The 17,437-nt window shown below is 38.1% G+C and carries 7 protein-coding genes; 1 reads left to right on the forward strand and 6 read right to left on the reverse strand.

The genetic code is table 11. The annotated features are described in order from the left end of the window. Window positions 1–279: 279 nt before the first annotated feature. Both HM992_RS04565 and HM992_RS04570 read right to left on the reverse strand, forming a co-directional pair. A complete protein-coding gene (locus HM992_RS04565) occupies window positions 280–6,741 on the reverse strand; it encodes a GEVED domain-containing protein (RefSeq protein WP_179318875.1) in 6,462 nt (2,153 codons plus the stop codon). A gap of 291 nt (window positions 6,742–7,032) precedes the next feature. Continuing rightward, entirely contained in the window at window positions 7,033–12,531 is a 5,499-nt protein-coding gene (locus HM992_RS04570; protein ID WP_179318876.1) for a GEVED domain-containing protein, read from the reverse strand. Window positions 12,532–12,740: 209 nt separating this feature from the next. Here HM992_RS04570 and HM992_RS04575 point away from each other — a divergent pair, with 209 nt between their 5' ends. Beyond that, a complete protein-coding gene (locus tag HM992_RS04575) occupies window positions 12,741–13,244 on the forward strand; it encodes a regulatory protein RecX (protein ID WP_229720450.1) in 504 nt (167 codons plus the stop codon). 181 nt (window positions 13,245–13,425) lie between these two features. Here HM992_RS04575 and HM992_RS04580 read toward each other — a convergent pair whose 3' ends face one another. The 4 genes from HM992_RS04580 to HM992_RS04595 all read right to left on the reverse strand — a co-directional run bounded on the left by HM992_RS04580 (window position 13,426) and on the right by HM992_RS04595 (window position 17,406). After that, complete coding sequence (locus HM992_RS04580) at window positions 13,426–13,908, reverse strand: DUF6646 family protein (protein WP_179318877.1); 483 nt, start codon at window positions 13,906–13,908, stop codon at window positions 13,426–13,428. A gap of 60 nt (window positions 13,909–13,968) precedes the next feature. Further along, complete coding sequence (locus tag HM992_RS04585; protein ID WP_179318878.1) at window positions 13,969–14,829, reverse strand: cupin-like domain-containing protein; 861 nt, start codon at window positions 14,827–14,829, stop codon at window positions 13,969–13,971. Window positions 14,830–15,492: 663 nt separating this feature from the next. Further along, entirely contained in the window at window positions 15,493–15,963 is a 471-nt protein-coding gene (locus HM992_RS04590; RefSeq protein WP_179318879.1) for a hypothetical protein, read from the reverse strand. A gap of 18 nt (window positions 15,964–15,981) precedes the next feature. Continuing rightward, window positions 15,982–17,406 carry a flotillin family protein gene (locus HM992_RS04595; RefSeq protein ID WP_178986182.1) on the reverse strand — a complete coding sequence of 475 codons (1,425 nt, stop codon included), beginning with the start codon at window positions 17,404–17,406 and terminating at the stop codon, window positions 15,982–15,984. Window positions 17,407–17,437: the final 31 nt, after the last annotated feature.

A 17,437-nucleotide genomic window follows, 5' to 3' on the forward strand; every position in this document is an offset into this window, starting at 1 on the left:
TTTTGCACTCCACGTTATGTGACCCGAGGATGCTACGGCTTATATACGGCTCACATACGGAGGAGATACGGAGTAGATACGGAGGAGCTATGGGTGAACCTCGCTTATTATCCGCTCATTATCCGAATATCACCCGAGTATGACCCGAGGTTACTATGGGTGAACCCTAATGAAGCTTTGGTTGGGATTCTTTCTGAGGCCTAACCATTTCTGGCGTGAAACAAAATAAGCCGCATTTTTTAGATGCGACTTATTTTACAAAATATATAGAGTGTTTATTTAGTGTTGTTTGATGGCTTTTTTGCTGATGACCTGTCCGTTGGATAAGGTGATCTTGGCAATGTAAGCTGCTTGACTCAATTTAGATAGATGGTAAACCTCAATAGCATCATTCCCTTGTAAGCTATAAATGATGCGTCCGGTGACATCTATAATAGCGACGTGTTTTATAGTGTGGTTGTTTCCAACTTTAAATTGAACATCGCCATTTTGTAATTCTGTAATTGTTACTTCATTAGCTTCAACTATGTTGTCGTCTATAGAGAGTGTAGTTGGTGTAAATACAATTTCAAAACGGTCGTTGAATTCGCCTGTTTCTGAAGTGAAGGTGTAATCTGAATCTTTAAGGTTGTGAAATGTATTTAATAGTTTATCATTAATATATACCGCGTTTTCCGTCATAAAAGCACCTTCAAATTGATATATTGAAATGCTATATAGTGTAGGTACATCAATACCTGTTATGAAACCAAGAGGAATTACTTCGTCTAGTGTTAAGCTGTTTGGGTTTCTACCTTGAATGGCTAATTTTTCAACTTCAGCATTTTCAAGAACTGAATATATTACGGCGCTAACGTCTGTGGATACATTCTTTTTTGCATCGTAATAGGTGCCATCAAAATCATCTGTCGCTCCATTAACATAGGCCACTAAGGTTTGATTAGTGACTCCGTTGTCTGTGTTTAAGTTTAGCCATAATCTATTCGGTTCATCTGCGGTTTCTGATCTAAAGAACTGAGTGTTATCTCCTGTAACTCTCATGCTATTGTTAAATATAACCTCGGTTGATTTAATGTTTCCACTAACCGTAGTAGGTGTAACGCCATCATCCATTGATACAAAGAAGGCTTGACCCGAAGGGATAAACTTCTCGGGCATTACATTATCTCCTCCTGCGGTTTGCCCAGAGCCATTAATTATGGCATAATCACTTTGTGCATAGTTAAGTCCTTGATTACCGTTTTCATCTGAAGCAGCTTCAGTTGCATGTGACCAAAAGAAAATTGCTCCCGCGAGTGGTCCTGTAGTTTCACCAATGGTCGCATTAGCCAAAAGGAAAGCTTCTGCATCTATAGCAGAAGGGTACGGGTTACCAATGAGATTCCAGTTATTGTCATTTGTTTCAGAGTCGTTTCTATAAATAGGAATGTTGTAAACCCCGTTGTTAAAAGGCCCTTCAAATATATAGTCGATTTGCGTTGGGAATGGCGTTATATTATTTTGTGTTGCGGCATAGCCCACACCAGGTTGCATAATGGTAGCTCCATTAACATATAGCCAATCATTATTATCGTCATCTACATCATCTTGCCCTGCAACGGCTGCTCCGTTGTTATTGGTTTCGGCAGTAGCATCTAAGAAATTCTGACCTAGGTAGGTGTATCTTCTTCCTGTATTTGCTTCAGCAAGCCCGTCCCCAATGGTTTCTCCAGATACAGGAGCACTCCAATACACGTACTCATGGCGTGATTCTAACCAAGGTGTTTTTTTGTACACTTGTATTTTGGTTTTATTTGATAAGACATTACCTGTAACGGTACCCGCGTCATTAACTTGCACAAAAGCGCCGTAAGGTTGCACCGCTATACTACCATCTACAACAAGATTGTTTTCTACTTTTACATAGGTGTTGTCAGAAATTATTAATTCATTACCGGTTGTAATTTCACAGCTACAGGCTTCAAAGCTTATTTGTGTACCACCTACAGCCGTATCATAATCTTCATCGAGTATTACAAAACTATCGATTGTTGGATCTGCAGACCATGTACCGTCCCAAGTTGAAACGAGTACTTCTAAGCTCACTGCATTTGATGCTTTGTAACATGTCGCATCATCTTCTCTTAATTGACAGTAATATTGATAGCCATTTAGGTTAAACGAGTTGGCGATTGTTAAGGTTGGGGATTGCTGACCTGAGTAATCAGTGTTGCCTGCTGTAATTTCAGTCCAAGCTGTATTTCCTGGCGCGTTATAGTACCATTGGTAAGCTAATTCTTGTGTGTCACCTGATTCGTCAGAACCCTCCATACCAGCGATGGTAAAACTAGCCGAAAATTCACAGTTAAAATCGGAATCTGCTGGTTGTACTGTTACTGTAGGTGCTGTCCCTATTGAGAAATCATAATTACCTATATCTGAATAGTTAAGTGGAGTAATTAATGTCCAATCTGCAGGATTCCATGTCATGCTTGGTAACGTGGTACCTGAGTATAGTCTTCTATAGGTATAATCACTTCCATTTGGTGTGCCATCGCTATAATCTGAACCCACCCCTCCGGTAAATGGATCTCCTGAAGTGTCTCCCCATAAATCTATGTCGGTTGAGCCGTCGTTTAGAATTAAATGGTCACTATCATTAATACCTGTTGTATTAGAGCTAAAATAATCGTGCTGAGATACTGGGTCTACATTATTTGATCCTGTACCAAATGAAGCTACGTAGGTATCTCCATCCGCAAGTGTTGTTCCGTTAGGAATGTTTATATATCCAGCTACAAAAGAGTTTCCATTACTATGTACTTCAATAGAGTAATCTGAAATATCAACTGCCGCTCCTGTACCATTATACAATTCTACATAAGAGTGTCCATCTACAGACGAATCTCTATCAGTTACTTCACTAATAAAAATATCTGTTGGTAACACACCGAGCCCGTCACAACTTGAAATGTCTGAAGTGATTACTGTAAAGGGTAAATCTCGAGCACAACCTGTGACATCGTCAAAGGTTATATTGGCACTAATGGCAGTATCAGGAATTCTAATTTGAAATTCAGATGATGATATATAGGTTACTGTTGCAGCGATTCCATCATATAAAGCTGTTGCGCTGTCTGCATCAGAGCCACTTGTGGTTGTCACCGTAACTACAGTGCCAGCTGGGCCGCTGCTTGGTGACATTTCGTAAGTTGCTGGGTTACATTCTCCATTACCTTGAATTGCAAACGTAAATGGATTTTCGTCACTATCATTTGTCGGTATTACTACGCTAGCTGTTCTTATATTAGACCCAGAAGGTGTGAAAGTTATTACAAAATCGGTTTGCTGTCCGCTACTTAAGCTAGAGCTTGAAGGTTGTGTTGTTACTACAAAATCTGAAGCATGGGTGCCTGTTATTTGTATATCCGGACTACCTGTTAGGTTTAAAGCCGAAGCCCCAATACTCTCAATAGTAAATGTCTTAACAATTGTACTGCCAATGCTGGTCGTCCCGAAAGAGGTGTTGTTTAAACCACTTGTTGTAATGTCTCCGTTAAGAATAGTGTTGTTATTCCCTTCTACATGTATTTCTGCACCTATTGGGCGTACAATATTAATGATGTAATCTTCAACCTCTCCATAGCCAAAAGATTGACAAGATGTTGCATAGTCATTATCTGAGCTATCCGAGTTAGAACTCACGCGCATTCTAACGTTCCCAACCGTAGCACTAGATGGTACGGTAATGTTTATAGGCGATAAAGAAGGTTGTCCATCAGAATCATTGTCTATAGTTCCTAATTCTATAGCTTCGTTAGAAGAACTGTTAAAAGAGCCATCGCGGTCCCAGTCAATCCAAACTTTTACATACGAGGTATAATTTCCACCTGTATTAACATTTACACTTAAAGGGTAAGTTTCTCCTAAAGTAAGATCTGTGGAAACACTTGTAAAATCGGTATAGGCATCATCTGAATCTGAGTCTTGATCGATGGTATTTAAAGATACATTTACGATCCCAGAATCTGTAGAGCTACCTCCTTCACTAGTACAGTAGGAAAGTCCCGTAGTTTGGCATACGGAATCTCCAGCGCTCCACTCTCCTGTTGCAACACTTCTTACAAATATAGTGTAGCAATATTCTACGGCATCTGTTAAACCGTTTACGGTTGTGGTGATGCCATTGCCCATAAACACAATGGAATTTGAACCACTATAGGTGGCGTTTGCAGTATACGTTGTGCCATCTACAGGTGTAAACGTTGTGCTACCTTGGTTGGCTACAATTAGTATCTCATAACAGGAGGTTGGTAAAGGGTTGGTCCATGTTAATACAGATGAGGTTGGTGCTACTGAAGCCCCTGTAAGTGTTGCGGTAGGCATACCAATAGTAAAGGTGTCGTTAAATGAGCCCGTAATATTAATTCCAGTTGCCCAACCAGTCAAGTCTTCGCTATAGTAGGCTACCACTTTAAATGTATAATCATTACCACTGGTTAAACCTGTTACGGTAGTGTTGGTACTGTTGCCTTTGTATACGACTTTCCCAAGGGTGCCATAGGTAGTTGCTAAGGTGTAATTGGTATTTGCGGTATAGGTAGACGCATCTCCTGCAGCAGCAGCTGTACTTGTTGGCACTGTGCTTCCTGGTTGTGCAAATACGATATAACCTGTAGGACTAGGTGAGCCGGTTGACGCATCCCACTCTAGGCTGATACTTGTTTCTGCTAAACAGGCTTCAATATTTCTGGCATTGTTAGGAGTATCGTTACTTAAATTTAAGGTTACTGCATTAGAGGTTGTATCTCCACAGATGTTCGTAAGAATACAACGGTATTGATTGCCATCCATTGGAGACGATGTTGCCGCTGTGGTGTACGTGTCTGTAGTGGCGCCAGAACCTCCGGTAACATCAGTCCATCCCGAACCTGTATTTACCTCCCATTGGTAGGTGTCTGTATCCGAAGAACTCACCGAGAATGTTGCTGTATCTGGTATCACTTCGGTTTGGTTGGTAGGTTGCGTTAAGGTTGGTACTCCATTTTCTATGACTACCGCGTAACTTAATGCATTATCTGACCAACAGGTGCCAGCCGTATCGTAGGCTCTTACATAGTAAGTGCCTGAGGTCGTCGCCGTGTAGGTTGCCGTAGCATTGTAGGTTTCGTCGGTTCCTGTAGGGCTTGTTTGCCAGTAATTCACCGTACCTGCTGCGGGAGTCCCTGAATAGGTTAAGGTAGTTGAAGCACATGCAGGTGTTGTGCCTGATATGCTACCTATTGGGTCTGCTGGTGCTGAACATAGGCACGAATCTCCGCTTAGAATAATATCATCAACATAATAATATTCACTACCGTCTAATCCTACGGCTCTTAATCTGACTCTTATTTGTGTTTCTAAATCAGCAATATTCACTATCCAAGGATTGGTACTAACAGTAGTAGGGTTGTAAGCATTTGTATTCCCCATATTTATATTAGCATTACTGTAGCCATCAACAAGTTGTTCTGAACCTGTTCCTATCCAAGTTGTACCATTATCATAAGAAATATCTAAATATAAGTCTTCATTAGTGTCAGCTCCTGAAGATGCAAAAGCAACATTTAAAGTTACATTCGTAAACGCACTTATATCTACATTTTCTGTGGTTAAGTTGTTACTCCCTGTAAGTCTATATGAAGAGGTGCCAAAATATTTGTTTGTTGTAGTGCTTATAGTGCCTCCGCCAGTGTATACGAAATTATCGGATCCCTCAAAAGATAGTGTTTTAAATGCTCCTGCGGAAGTATCATCATCTGATATCTCTAGTGTGGTAACATTTTGGGTTCCAAAAGTTGCGGAGTCACCACCTGAAACGCTTTGTATTTCAAAGGTATAATCAGTAGCATCAAAACAGTTAGTGTTATCAGCTAAATTGACAGTTGCACATTGTTGCCCACTAGTATTAGCAGGAAACGTGATGATTTGAGTAATGTATGACAAGTGTGGTGCTGTACCAGAGGTTAATACCACCTGAGCAGTTGTTGCTGTTGAAGCACTTGGATTTGTGATATCAACACATAAATTAATAGAACCATCACCTTCACTTGTAGAATATGTTGCTGAAGCGAAATTTAATTCTGTATCCGTTGAAGCTGAAACCCCTTCAATTTTAGCATCATCTATAATCCAAGTTTCGTTTCCAGAGTTATTTTCAAATAGTATTCTTATTCTAAGATTAGCAACACTTGGTAAATCTGTAATAATAATTTCATTAATACCAGAAGTTCCATCTCCTCCTGTTACAGATGTATAATAACCGCTTGCATTATAGGTGTTAGATTCTGTAGAGCCTTGGCCAAAATGCCATAATGCATTTCCCGAACCATTAACTTCTGCTTGTTGCGTCCATGTACTTCCTCCATCGTCACTAACCTCTACAATAACATAGTCACTACCGTCAGCACCGTTTCCACTAGAACCTCCAAAAGAAGCTAATTTAACTGAGAAGTCAACATCAGTGTATGATGATGTATTGACATTACTAAATTCAATGGTTGTTGTTGCGTTTGTAACTTTTCTACCTTGAGAACCACTTACAAAGTTATCTTGTCCTGAAGGAAATGGGCCTGTACCTGTAGCAACACTACCTCCTGTAAAGGTCATAACGGGAGCGGCAGGTGTTGTTTCAAAATCTTGTTGTGCAATGGTGACTTGCCCAAAACCAGACAAGCTAAAACATAAGAATGCTATAAAAACGAGGGAGTAGTTTTTTATCATAGGGAAAATGGATTAATCTAAATAATTTTTAAAATCACTGCTAATCAGTGTGTTGTAATTTAGGTGTTTATTTGCATAGTACTATGGGTATGCAACAACAACGCGTAAAAATACACTATTCCATGTTAAGACACAAGGCTTTAAGTGTTAAGTGTCAGTTAGTTTGTGTGTTCTTGTAATGGTTGTAATTGTTCCGAATTATTGAGAAATGCTGAGGTCTTTTGGGAAAAGGCCATAAAAAAAGGTGCAACCAAATTGGTTACACCTTTTTATTTTAATAGGCTTTAGCGCTTACTTTTGCTTTATTGCCTTTTTACTAATGACTTGTCCGTTAGACAAGGTGATTTTTGCAATATAAGCCGCCTGACTTAGTTTAGATAGGTTATAGACTTCAGTAGCATCATGGCCTTGTAAACTATAGACACGTCTTCCGGTAATATCTATGATATCCACATGCTTTATCGTATGTGTGTGTCCGACTTTGATTTCAATATCACCATTTTGTAATTCGGTAATGGTGACCTCATTGCTATCCATAACGTTATCGTCTATAGATAGAACTGTTGGTCTAAACACAATTTCAAAACGGTCGTTAATTGTACCTGTTTCTGAGGTGAAGGTGTAGTCTGAAGTTTTAAGGTTATGAAATGTATTTAATAGTTTGTCATTAATGTACACCGCATTTTCGGTCATAAAAGCACCTTCAAATTGATCTAATGAAATGGTATATATTGTTGGTTCTGAAATGTTTGTGATAAGGCCTAAAGGAATTACTTCCTCGAGCGTTAGGTTATTTGGTTCTTTACCTTGAATAGCAAATTGTTTGCTGTCAGTATCTTCGAGAAGTGAATAGATCATTGCGTTAATGTCGGGATATAAGTTTCTTAGAGCATCATAATACATGCCATCATCCTCATCCGTTGCACCATTGACATAGGCTATTAAAATTTGATTAAATGCTCCGTTATCTGTATTTAGGTTTAACCATAATTTATTACTTTGATTCGCGGTTGTAGCTCTGAAAAACTGATCGTTATTCCCTGTGACTCTCATGCTGTTATTAAATACAACGTTTGCTGTTTTAATTGCACCACTTACTACGGTTGCTGAAGCATCATCATCCATAGCTATAAAGAATGCTTGTCCGGATGGAATAAAAGGATTTGGTGTTACTTGATCACCTCCCATTGTTTGACCTGATCCGTTAATTATAGCATAATCACTTTGTGCGTAATTTAAGTTTTCGTTACCGTTGGTATTAGCAGCGGCAGCGGTTGCATGAGACCAGAAGAAAATAGCTCCGGTCATAGGTGCTACAGATTCTCCAATACTTGCATTAGCTGCGAGAAATGCATTTGCATCTATAGCGGAAGGATAAGGGTTTCCGATAAGGTTCCAGTTGTTGTCATTTGTTTCTGAATCGTTTCTGTAAATAGGCACATTGAAACTACCATTATTAAAAGGGCCTTCAAAATAATAGGTGTATGCTGCAGGATTAATAAACCCAGCACTATTATGCGTTGCGCCATAACCAACACCAGGAGCCATTACTGTGGAGCCTGTTGCATTTTGCCAATCATCTGCATTGTCATCTACATCATCTTGTCCGGTAACTGTGGCATTATTGTTATCAGCTTCTTTCGTTTCGTCTAAGTAGTTTTTACCATCGTACCAATAAATTCTGCTTGGATTGGCTTCGGCTAAACCATCGCTTATGAGTTCGCCCTGAACAGGAGCACTCCAGTATGTGTACTCTTGCGCTGATTCTAAATGAGCTGTTTGTTTTTCGACCGTAATTTTATTTCTAGTTGTTAATACTGCTCCATCTACGATACCATAATCATTAACCTGAACAAACGCCCCATCTGTATTAACTATAATTTCACCATTTACAGTAAGGTCATTCTCTACTTTAACGTAGGTGTTATTAGCTATTGTTAATTGGGCTCCGTTATTTATGATTAAACTACAGGCGCTGAAGCTTGTTTGTACACCTCCAATAGAAGTGTCATAGTCATCATCGAGGATTACCGTACTATATATATCTGGTGTAGATGACCAGGTGCCATTCCAAGTTACCATATTATAATTTGGCTTCATAGTATTAGATACGTTTGTACAACTCCCTGCTTCTGTTACTTCGCAATAAAACTGATAGTTGGCTAAATCATTTAATGAATTGGTGTCTCCTTCCATTAATAAGTTATCTCCATCTTCTCCTAGAATTGTATATCCTGCAGGTGATGCGCTTGTTACCGGAGACCAGACATCATTTACACCATTGTTGAAATACCATTGGTATGTTAAGTCTTCTGGTGTATCGGTATCTCCTTCGGTGGCTGTAACACTATAAGCTAATGTAGAACAATCGCTATTATCAGTAATTGCTGAAACTTCAACAGGTTCAGATGTTGGGTAATCTGCTATAATTTGAATATCATCTATTGCCCAAAGTTCTTTGTTATCACTTGCGTCATTTAAAATATCTATAAACAACCTAACAAATTCTGTATTATCAGGAATATTAAATTCTATTAAATTTTTTGTTACTGTTCCACTCACACTTCCATCAGAAGCATATTCATTACCAAGATAATCCCATTTTTGATTAGCACCTCCACTTACTGCTGAAGTTGCATCTACATTTCCATTTATTGATGCGAAATACCAATCAAAATCACTTGTAAGATCTGGTACAATTTCAACATTACTTGCTGTGCTTCCAAAAGCTACTGAAGCTCTTACATTATCGGTACTTTCTACTCCGTTATTACTTGCTCCGTTACTAGAAATAGATGAAACATATACTCTAACCTTTATGTTTGTTGCATTAGTTACATCAGGAATTTGAATAGCATCAAAATATATTTTACTAATTGCTCCATCTCCACCATCATTTCTAGATTGTTGTATATAGGCATTTGCTCCACTTCTAATAAATGTAGTTGGGTTATTAGCAGTTGGGCCAGCCAATGTACCATATACTCCTCTTTGATTTCCACTAAAATTTCTACAAACAGTATTACTATTCGTGCTACCATTTACTCCATTATCATATAATGTACTACCACCTAAGTTATAAGTTTCAGACATACACGCAGAAGAATTTCTATCTGTTGCAGTACTTGAGCCAACTGCTCCTTGATTATAATAGCTCCATTCTACCGCATTATCATGTGCTTCGTAATTTTGTAAACCAGTTGGTGTAGCACTTTCATTATCTACACTAAAAGTCCATGATGGGCTACTAACAAATTCAAAGCCTTGAAAAGCCACCACTTTAGTTTCACCAGTACCAGTGCCACAATTACTTTCTTCTATAATAGTAAATGCTCCAGTTGTAATATCGCAACCTGCTTCGGTAAGTTTAATAATACTTGTTGCAGCACCTGCTGGTACGTGTACTATTATAGTATTTGCATCTACAAAATCTATTGTTGCAGATACGCCACCAAAACTTGCTGTTGTACTTGCAGTAAATCCTGTTCCAGTAACTGTAATTTCAGTTTCTTCTGGACCAGAAGTTGGTAGCATTGATGAGAATGTATGAACTGGTGTGCATGAAGCAATGATATTTACATCTAAATCAATTGTTACTCCAAACGTTCCAGAATAACATGGGTCTGGTGTAGCTTGCCCGTTATCGGCAGTTCCAATACGCATTTTATGTTGACCTGTTGCTACGCTTCCTCCTAAAGTAAAACTCGTTGTTAATGTAGTTGGATTAGTATTTAATGATTCACCTGAAAAAACTAATTCGTTTGTATTATTAAAAATACCATCATCATTGAAATCGATCCAAAGATGAGTGTCGTACGAATAACCCGTTGCAAATGAAACTGACGAAGTTATTAGTTCTCCTTGTGTTAAACTAGGAATAGATCCTGTATAAGTAAATTGTGTAACATCTAAAACAGCAAAGGTAGCAGAACCCACTGTTACAGAGGTTATTCCGTTATTATCATTTGAAGTTGGCTCAGAATCACATGCACAAACTCCCGAAGTTGTTGTAAAACTCCAATTAATTACACTTACACTTTCACCACAAGTGTTTATGGCAACTACTTTCCAGTAATACGTTGTAGAAGCTAATAAAGCACCTGTAGAATAACTTGTGCTCGCTACATTTGACGTTACAATTCCCGGAATACTTCCTGCTCCAAAATAAACATCATACGAAGTAGCTCCCTCTACAGGACTCCATGAAACGGCGGATATTGACCCTACACCTGCATAACAAACTCCTGTAGCTGCGGTTGCCGGAGAAGGTGTTGTTACTGTAGTAGGTAAACTATTTATAACAACCACTTTATTTACTGTACCTGTAGACCAACATGTTCCATCATTTATTCGTATATAATAAGTCCCCGAAGCACTAACTGTTTTGGTAGCCGTTGCAGGTTCTGATGTACTTGTACCATCAATAGCACTTTGCCAATAAGCCGTTGCACTATCTGCACCTGTATAGGTTAAAACCGTTGATGTACATGCTGGCGAAGTTCCCGTAATACCACCAACAGGATCTGTTGCTGGTGTACATGATGTAATGATATTCACATCTAAATCAATGGTAACTCCATATGAACCAGAATAACATGGGTCTGGTGTGCCTTGCCCACTATCTGCAGTACCAATACGCATTTTGTGTTGTCCAAGTGCTGCACTTGCAGCTAGAGTAAAATTTGTTGTTAATGTAGTAAATGCGGCATCTGCTGATTCTCCTGTAAATACTTTTTCTGTAATATTGTCAAAGACGTTGTCATCATTAAAGTCTATCCAGATATGAGTATCATAAGTATAACCTGTTTCAAAAGTAATTGATGATAAAATATTTGCTCCTTGCTCCAAATCGGGTACAGAACCTGTGTATGTGTATTGTGTAACATCGCTAACAGAAAAAGTAGCTGAGCCAACGGTTACTGAACTTATTCCGTCACTATCATTTGAGCTTGGAATTGAAGTACATGCTGAAACATCTACCAGCACAGCTGTAGAAGTTCCATTATTACCACTACAAGTTACCACACAACGGTACCAAGTTTTTTCATTTACCGTTGCAGTGTATGCACTGCTCGTTTCTCCTGAAACATTTGAAAAACCGGCAACAGCACTAGTTGTAGAACTTTGCCATTGGTAGGTTACACCAGAACCTGATGTTGAATTTTCTAAAGTTAATACTGTAGTTCCTCCAGATTCTACAGTGGTTTCTGATGACTCTGTGTTTCCTGGTGTTGGTGTTCCTGAGCATGGTGAGGCTGCGTAATCTGTAACTGAAAAATTATCAATTGCTAAATGTCCTGACATATTATCACTTAAAATCCTAACATATGTAGTTGCACTTGTGCTATTAATATTATAAGAATAAGAAACATAACTTTCCTCTGAACTTGCTCCCAATGTTTGTGTGTCAACTGTTGTAAAATTAGTTCCATCTGTTGATGTTTGTAGGTCAAAAGTATTTGAACTACTACCATTAATATATGCATAATCAAAAGTAACGGTACCACAAGTGTTTAATAAAGGTGTTGTTATATGTGCGCCGCTTTTATCATCATTTATGACAAATGCTCTTGAACCTGCAATATTAGTACCATAGCTGAAATTACCGGCATCCCTCCTAGACCAAACTCTACTATTAATGGTGATGTTACCTGTACCATAACCAGAAGTTTCAGTGTCAAAGTTTTCAGTCCAATCTTGCCCAAAACCAGATAAGCTAAAACATAGGAATGCTATAAAAATGAGGGAGTAGTTTTTTACCATAGGGATAATAGGGATATGTAGATTCAATTAATTAAGGCCAAAGATATATTAAATAGACTGTCAGTCAGTGCCTTGAAAAGTAGGTATTTATTAACAAATGGTTAAGTTTTCTTACATTTTATCTACGAAATACCATAAGCGACGATAAAGTGTTATTTTATTGCGATGAAGTGCTTTTTTATGTACTATATTAGGGCTGGTTAAATGATATCATTTCCATTTTAAAACTCCGCATTATGTCGTTATCTATTGTATTTTTGAATCGCATGGATGTCAATAAAACATATACGGTAGATGAGGCGCGCAAAAAGCTAGAGCATTATTGTGCCTACCAAGAGCGTTGCCATAAAGAGGTACGGCAAAAGCTGCGCGATATGCGAATGATTCCGGAAGCCATTGATGTGATTATGGTGCAGTTGATTGCGGATAATTTTTTGAATGAAGAACGCTTTGCTCAGGCGTTTGTGCGTGGGAAATTCAGAATTAAGAAATGGGGTAAAAACCGTTTGGTGCGCGAGTTAAAGTTTCGGGATATTTCTAAATACAGTATTGATACCGCTTTAAAGGAAATTGATCTGGATGATTATTATAGCACCTTAGACGAACTGGTGCAAAAACGTATTGCTCAGGTTAAAGAGCCTAATGTGTATAAGAAGAAGAAAAAGGTGGCTGATTATTTGTTGTATCGTGGTTGGGAATCGGGTTTGGTTTATGAGAAGTTGCGGGAGTATCTTGGGTGATGGTTGGTTGTTGAGACTATAGATTATAGAGAAAAGAGAGAAGAGAAAATAGAGAAAAGAGTATAGAGTTTAGAGCCAAGAGTCAAGGTTTAAGATTAAGCATTGAGATTTGTGTTTTGCTCTATAAAAAAGAAAGCCTTTTCAAATACATGAAAAGGCTTTTTTTATAATATAATAGGTTCTACAAATTAAAGACAGCACCAATGTTTAAAGCAAATTGGTTGTGTATGTCAATTGAATCTTCTTCATATTTCGCTAAAGGAAAGTTAGCTTCTGTATACACACCAAAGCCCTCTGTAAAGAAATAACGTGCTCCAATATGACCACCAAAATTCTTAAGACTTAAATTTAATCCAGGATACAAATCAAAATTTTCATCAATGTTAATGACGTTCCCTAGGTTAGCGTTAAAACGTGCTTTTAAATCGAAACGATCTCCGAAATCTAGATCTTCAATACCATCTGCACCTCCTAATGCGTAAGATGAGGATACACCAACAGAGATGTTTTCACCTAAGCCGTGATCGAAACTTACATTAATACCTGTAGCGTAATCTTGAATATTAGCACCGACTTGGAATTTCTGGTCTCCTTTACCTTCAAAGGCTTGAGCATTACTAAAACTAAACGCTAATAAAGCGACAATTAGTAGAATATTTTTCATGTTTTTCATTTTAAAATAGGGGTCAAATATACAAATAGTATTTAATTAATGGTCAGAAATTTAAATGAAACGATTGGTGTTGGTTATGGCTTTTTTGTTTTTCCAATCTATCCATTTTTGACCTTTTAGGCGTCGCATGAGGTTATCATAATTTCGCATGACAAATACATTGTAAATGGCTTTGCTGAGGTTTTTAGGATTTCGGGCTATGGCGCGTAAACTCATGGAAAATCCTGGAGTCACATAACGCATGTAGTGCCAATAGCCTTCTGGCATATAGAGGACTTCTCCGTGGTTTAGTTCGCATGTCCAGCCTTTTGCTTTTTTTAGGGCAGGCCATTTCTCAAAATTGGGATTATTAAAATCAATATCCTCTCTAACGATCAATGAATGTGGTACTTTGTATAAGTATTGGTTCTGTTTTTGATCGAATAAGATGCATTGTTTTTTGCCTTCAAAATGAAAGTGAAAGATATTAGCCAAATCTATATCGTAGTGCATGAAGGTATGCGAGTCTTTGCCTCCAAAAAATAGCATGGGTAAAGTTTTCATTAAACGCAATCCGAAATTGGGGAAGGTGTAATCTTTTTGCAGTTGTGGGATTTCTTTTAAAATGTTCCAGAGGAAAATGCGGTATTTTGTGGGTTCGCGTTTTAGTAAGTCGACATAATCGCTCATTTTCATGGTGGTATGCGCTTGATTAAAACCGTCTTTGTAGTGGACTGGTCTGTCATCGTAAAGCGGTACGGTTTTATCGCCAGCAATGTCTTTGATGTAGTCTAAGTTCCATTTGGAATAGGCTGGCCAATCTTTAATGTACTGTTCTATCACCACGGGTTTTTGTGGTTTGAAGTAATGGGTTATAAAATCCTCTTTTGTAATGGTTTTTACGCGAGGAATATCTTGAAGGTTGAGTTTCAAATGTTAGTAGCGTTTAGGATGCAAAGTTAAGGAAAGGTTTTAGATTTAATGGATTCCTGCCTTCGCAGGAATGACAGTTGGTGTTTTTTTTAGGTGAGGTTGATGGTTGGTTCTTGATGGGGTTTTTAAAAACTTCGTTTTGGTATCTTCAATCAAAAATTATGTGACACCCCTAATGAGCTTCGCTCGGTAGCTTCAAAACAAAATGTATTTTGTTTCGCACTAATCCTCAAGGGGACAATCTACGGATTAGACATTTTGGTTAGTACTAAAGTAGTTCTCGATTTGATGTTTGAGTTTATGATTGGTTCTTGATACGATTTTTGAAACTACGTATTGGTTTGTCATTCCTGCGAAGGCAGGAATCCACTTTACTATTTCTCTTTTTCTTGTAGAGCTTTTGTATTAATTCAACAGGGACTTCTTAAAAATTAAATGGACTGAAAGGTTTTTGATTTAATGGATTCCTGCTTTCGCAGGAATGACAGTTGGTGTTGTTTTTTAGGTAAGATTGAGGGTTGGTTCTCGATACGATTTTTTCATACTTCAAAAATCACTCGAACTGACGTTTGTTTGGTTTTATCATTCCTAAAAATTAAATGAAGTGAAACGTTTTATATCGAATAGATTCCTGCCTGCGCAGGAAAGACCGTTGGTGTTGTTTTATAGCCATTTGGTGTCTCGTGATGTGGCGTCTAAGACATCGATGTTTAAGGCTGCAGCAATTTGTTTGGCCATATCAAAAGCCGTTTCTATATTGTCGGTTTCGTAGGCTTCAATTTTCTGATTGGTGTTATAGAATAGATTGACTTTGACCACAGTTTCCGTTACATTGGTGCTTGCTGTGGAGACCCAAACGCGTGTGGTTTGCGTGGTTTTAAATACGGAGACGTATTCTATTTGCGGGAAGTCTTTCCATTTTCCAAAAGTTAAACCAAATAGGTTGATGGTGTTACGATATTTTTTAATGGTGAGGTCAATTTCAATGCCGTCGGTATAGAAAAAGAAGATACCTGCTCCTAAGAATAGGATACCAAAATAGGTATCGATACTCAGTATTCCTAATACGAAAAGACCAATACCGTAGATGAACTTTAGTTTTGGTATTGGTCTTTTGTAGCTAATTATATTCAAGAAAAGATGATTTTAATATTATAACTTATCAATAGTAGCGTCATCTGCTTCAATGGTCTTTTTGTCTTTTCCTTTTAGGTATTCTGGTAAATCCATACCAGCCATATTAAACATTTCTTGTAAAGGTGGTACTGATTTGTACATGCCAGATAAGAAGTTAGCCGTTGACGATTTTCCGTCTTCTCCACCGCTTCCATTATCCCAAACGGTTACTTTATCAATTTTAATATTCTTAATCGCTTCCGATTGAATTTTCACCAATTCTGGTAATTTGTCTGCAATTAATAATAATACGGCATCTCTACTATTGTTACCAGCCGCTTTTACAATTTGCTCCATACCCGCAGCTTGCTTGGTTAAGATTTCAAATTGTCCTTGTGCTTCGGCTTGTGCTTTAAATAATATGGCATCTGCTTCCCCTTTAGCACGTCTTCTAATACGTTCTGCATCTGCTTCGGCATCGATTTCAACTTTACGTTTATCAATTTCAGCTGGAATAATAACATCGGCCATTTGAGATGAACGTTCACGTTCCGCTCTAGCTGTTTCTGCGATTTGCTCTGCCGCATATGATTCTGCTAAGGCGTTTGCAGACTGTACTTTTTCAGAGGCATTTGCCACACGTTCTGCTTCCGCTTCACGTTGACGACGTAATGAATCTGAATTTGCAACGGCTATTTTCGCGGTGTTTTCACCTTCTACAGCTTGTGCATTGGCTGCTGCTACTTGGGTTCTTTCATCTTGTACTGCATTTGCTTCACCAATAGATCCATCTCTGGTTTTCTCTGCAACCGATTTACGTGCTGCGTTAATAGCATGTGCTGCCGCTTCTTTACCAAGAGCTTCGATATAACCAGACTCATCAACGATATCTGTAATGTTTACGTTGATTAGTTTTAGACCTACTTTCTTTAGTTCCGTTTCAACAGATTCTGAAATATTCGTTAAGAATTTATCTCTGTCATTATTAATTTCTTCAATATCCATTGAAGCCACCACTAAACGTAATTGTCCGAAAATAATTTCTTGTGCTAAATCTTGGATTTCATTTTGACCTAATCCTAGCAAACGCTCTGCTGCGTTTTGCATAATACCAGGTTCAGTAGAGACACCAATAGTAAAACGCGATGGCACATTGACACGAATGTTTTGTTTAGATAAGGCATTAACCAAATTTACTTCTATAGAGATAGGAGTTAATTCTAAGAATTCATAATCTTGAATTACTGGCATTATAAAAGCCGCTCCACCATGAATACATTTAGCCGATTGTCCGCCACCAACTTTCCCATAGACGACTAAAATCCTGTCTGATGGACAACGTTTGTAGCGTTTTATTAAAATAATTAAGGTGAGTACAACGAATAGGGCTACAAAAATTAGTAGCATTGGTCCGCCAAGGCTTTCCGCAGTAAAATTGTTTTGAATGGTTAGTAAATTCATGTGCTAATAGATTAGATTGGTTAATTATAGA

Source organism: Winogradskyella helgolandensis, from assembly GCF_013404085.1.
Classification (GTDB): domain Bacteria; phylum Bacteroidota; class Bacteroidia; order Flavobacteriales; family Flavobacteriaceae; genus Winogradskyella; species Winogradskyella helgolandensis.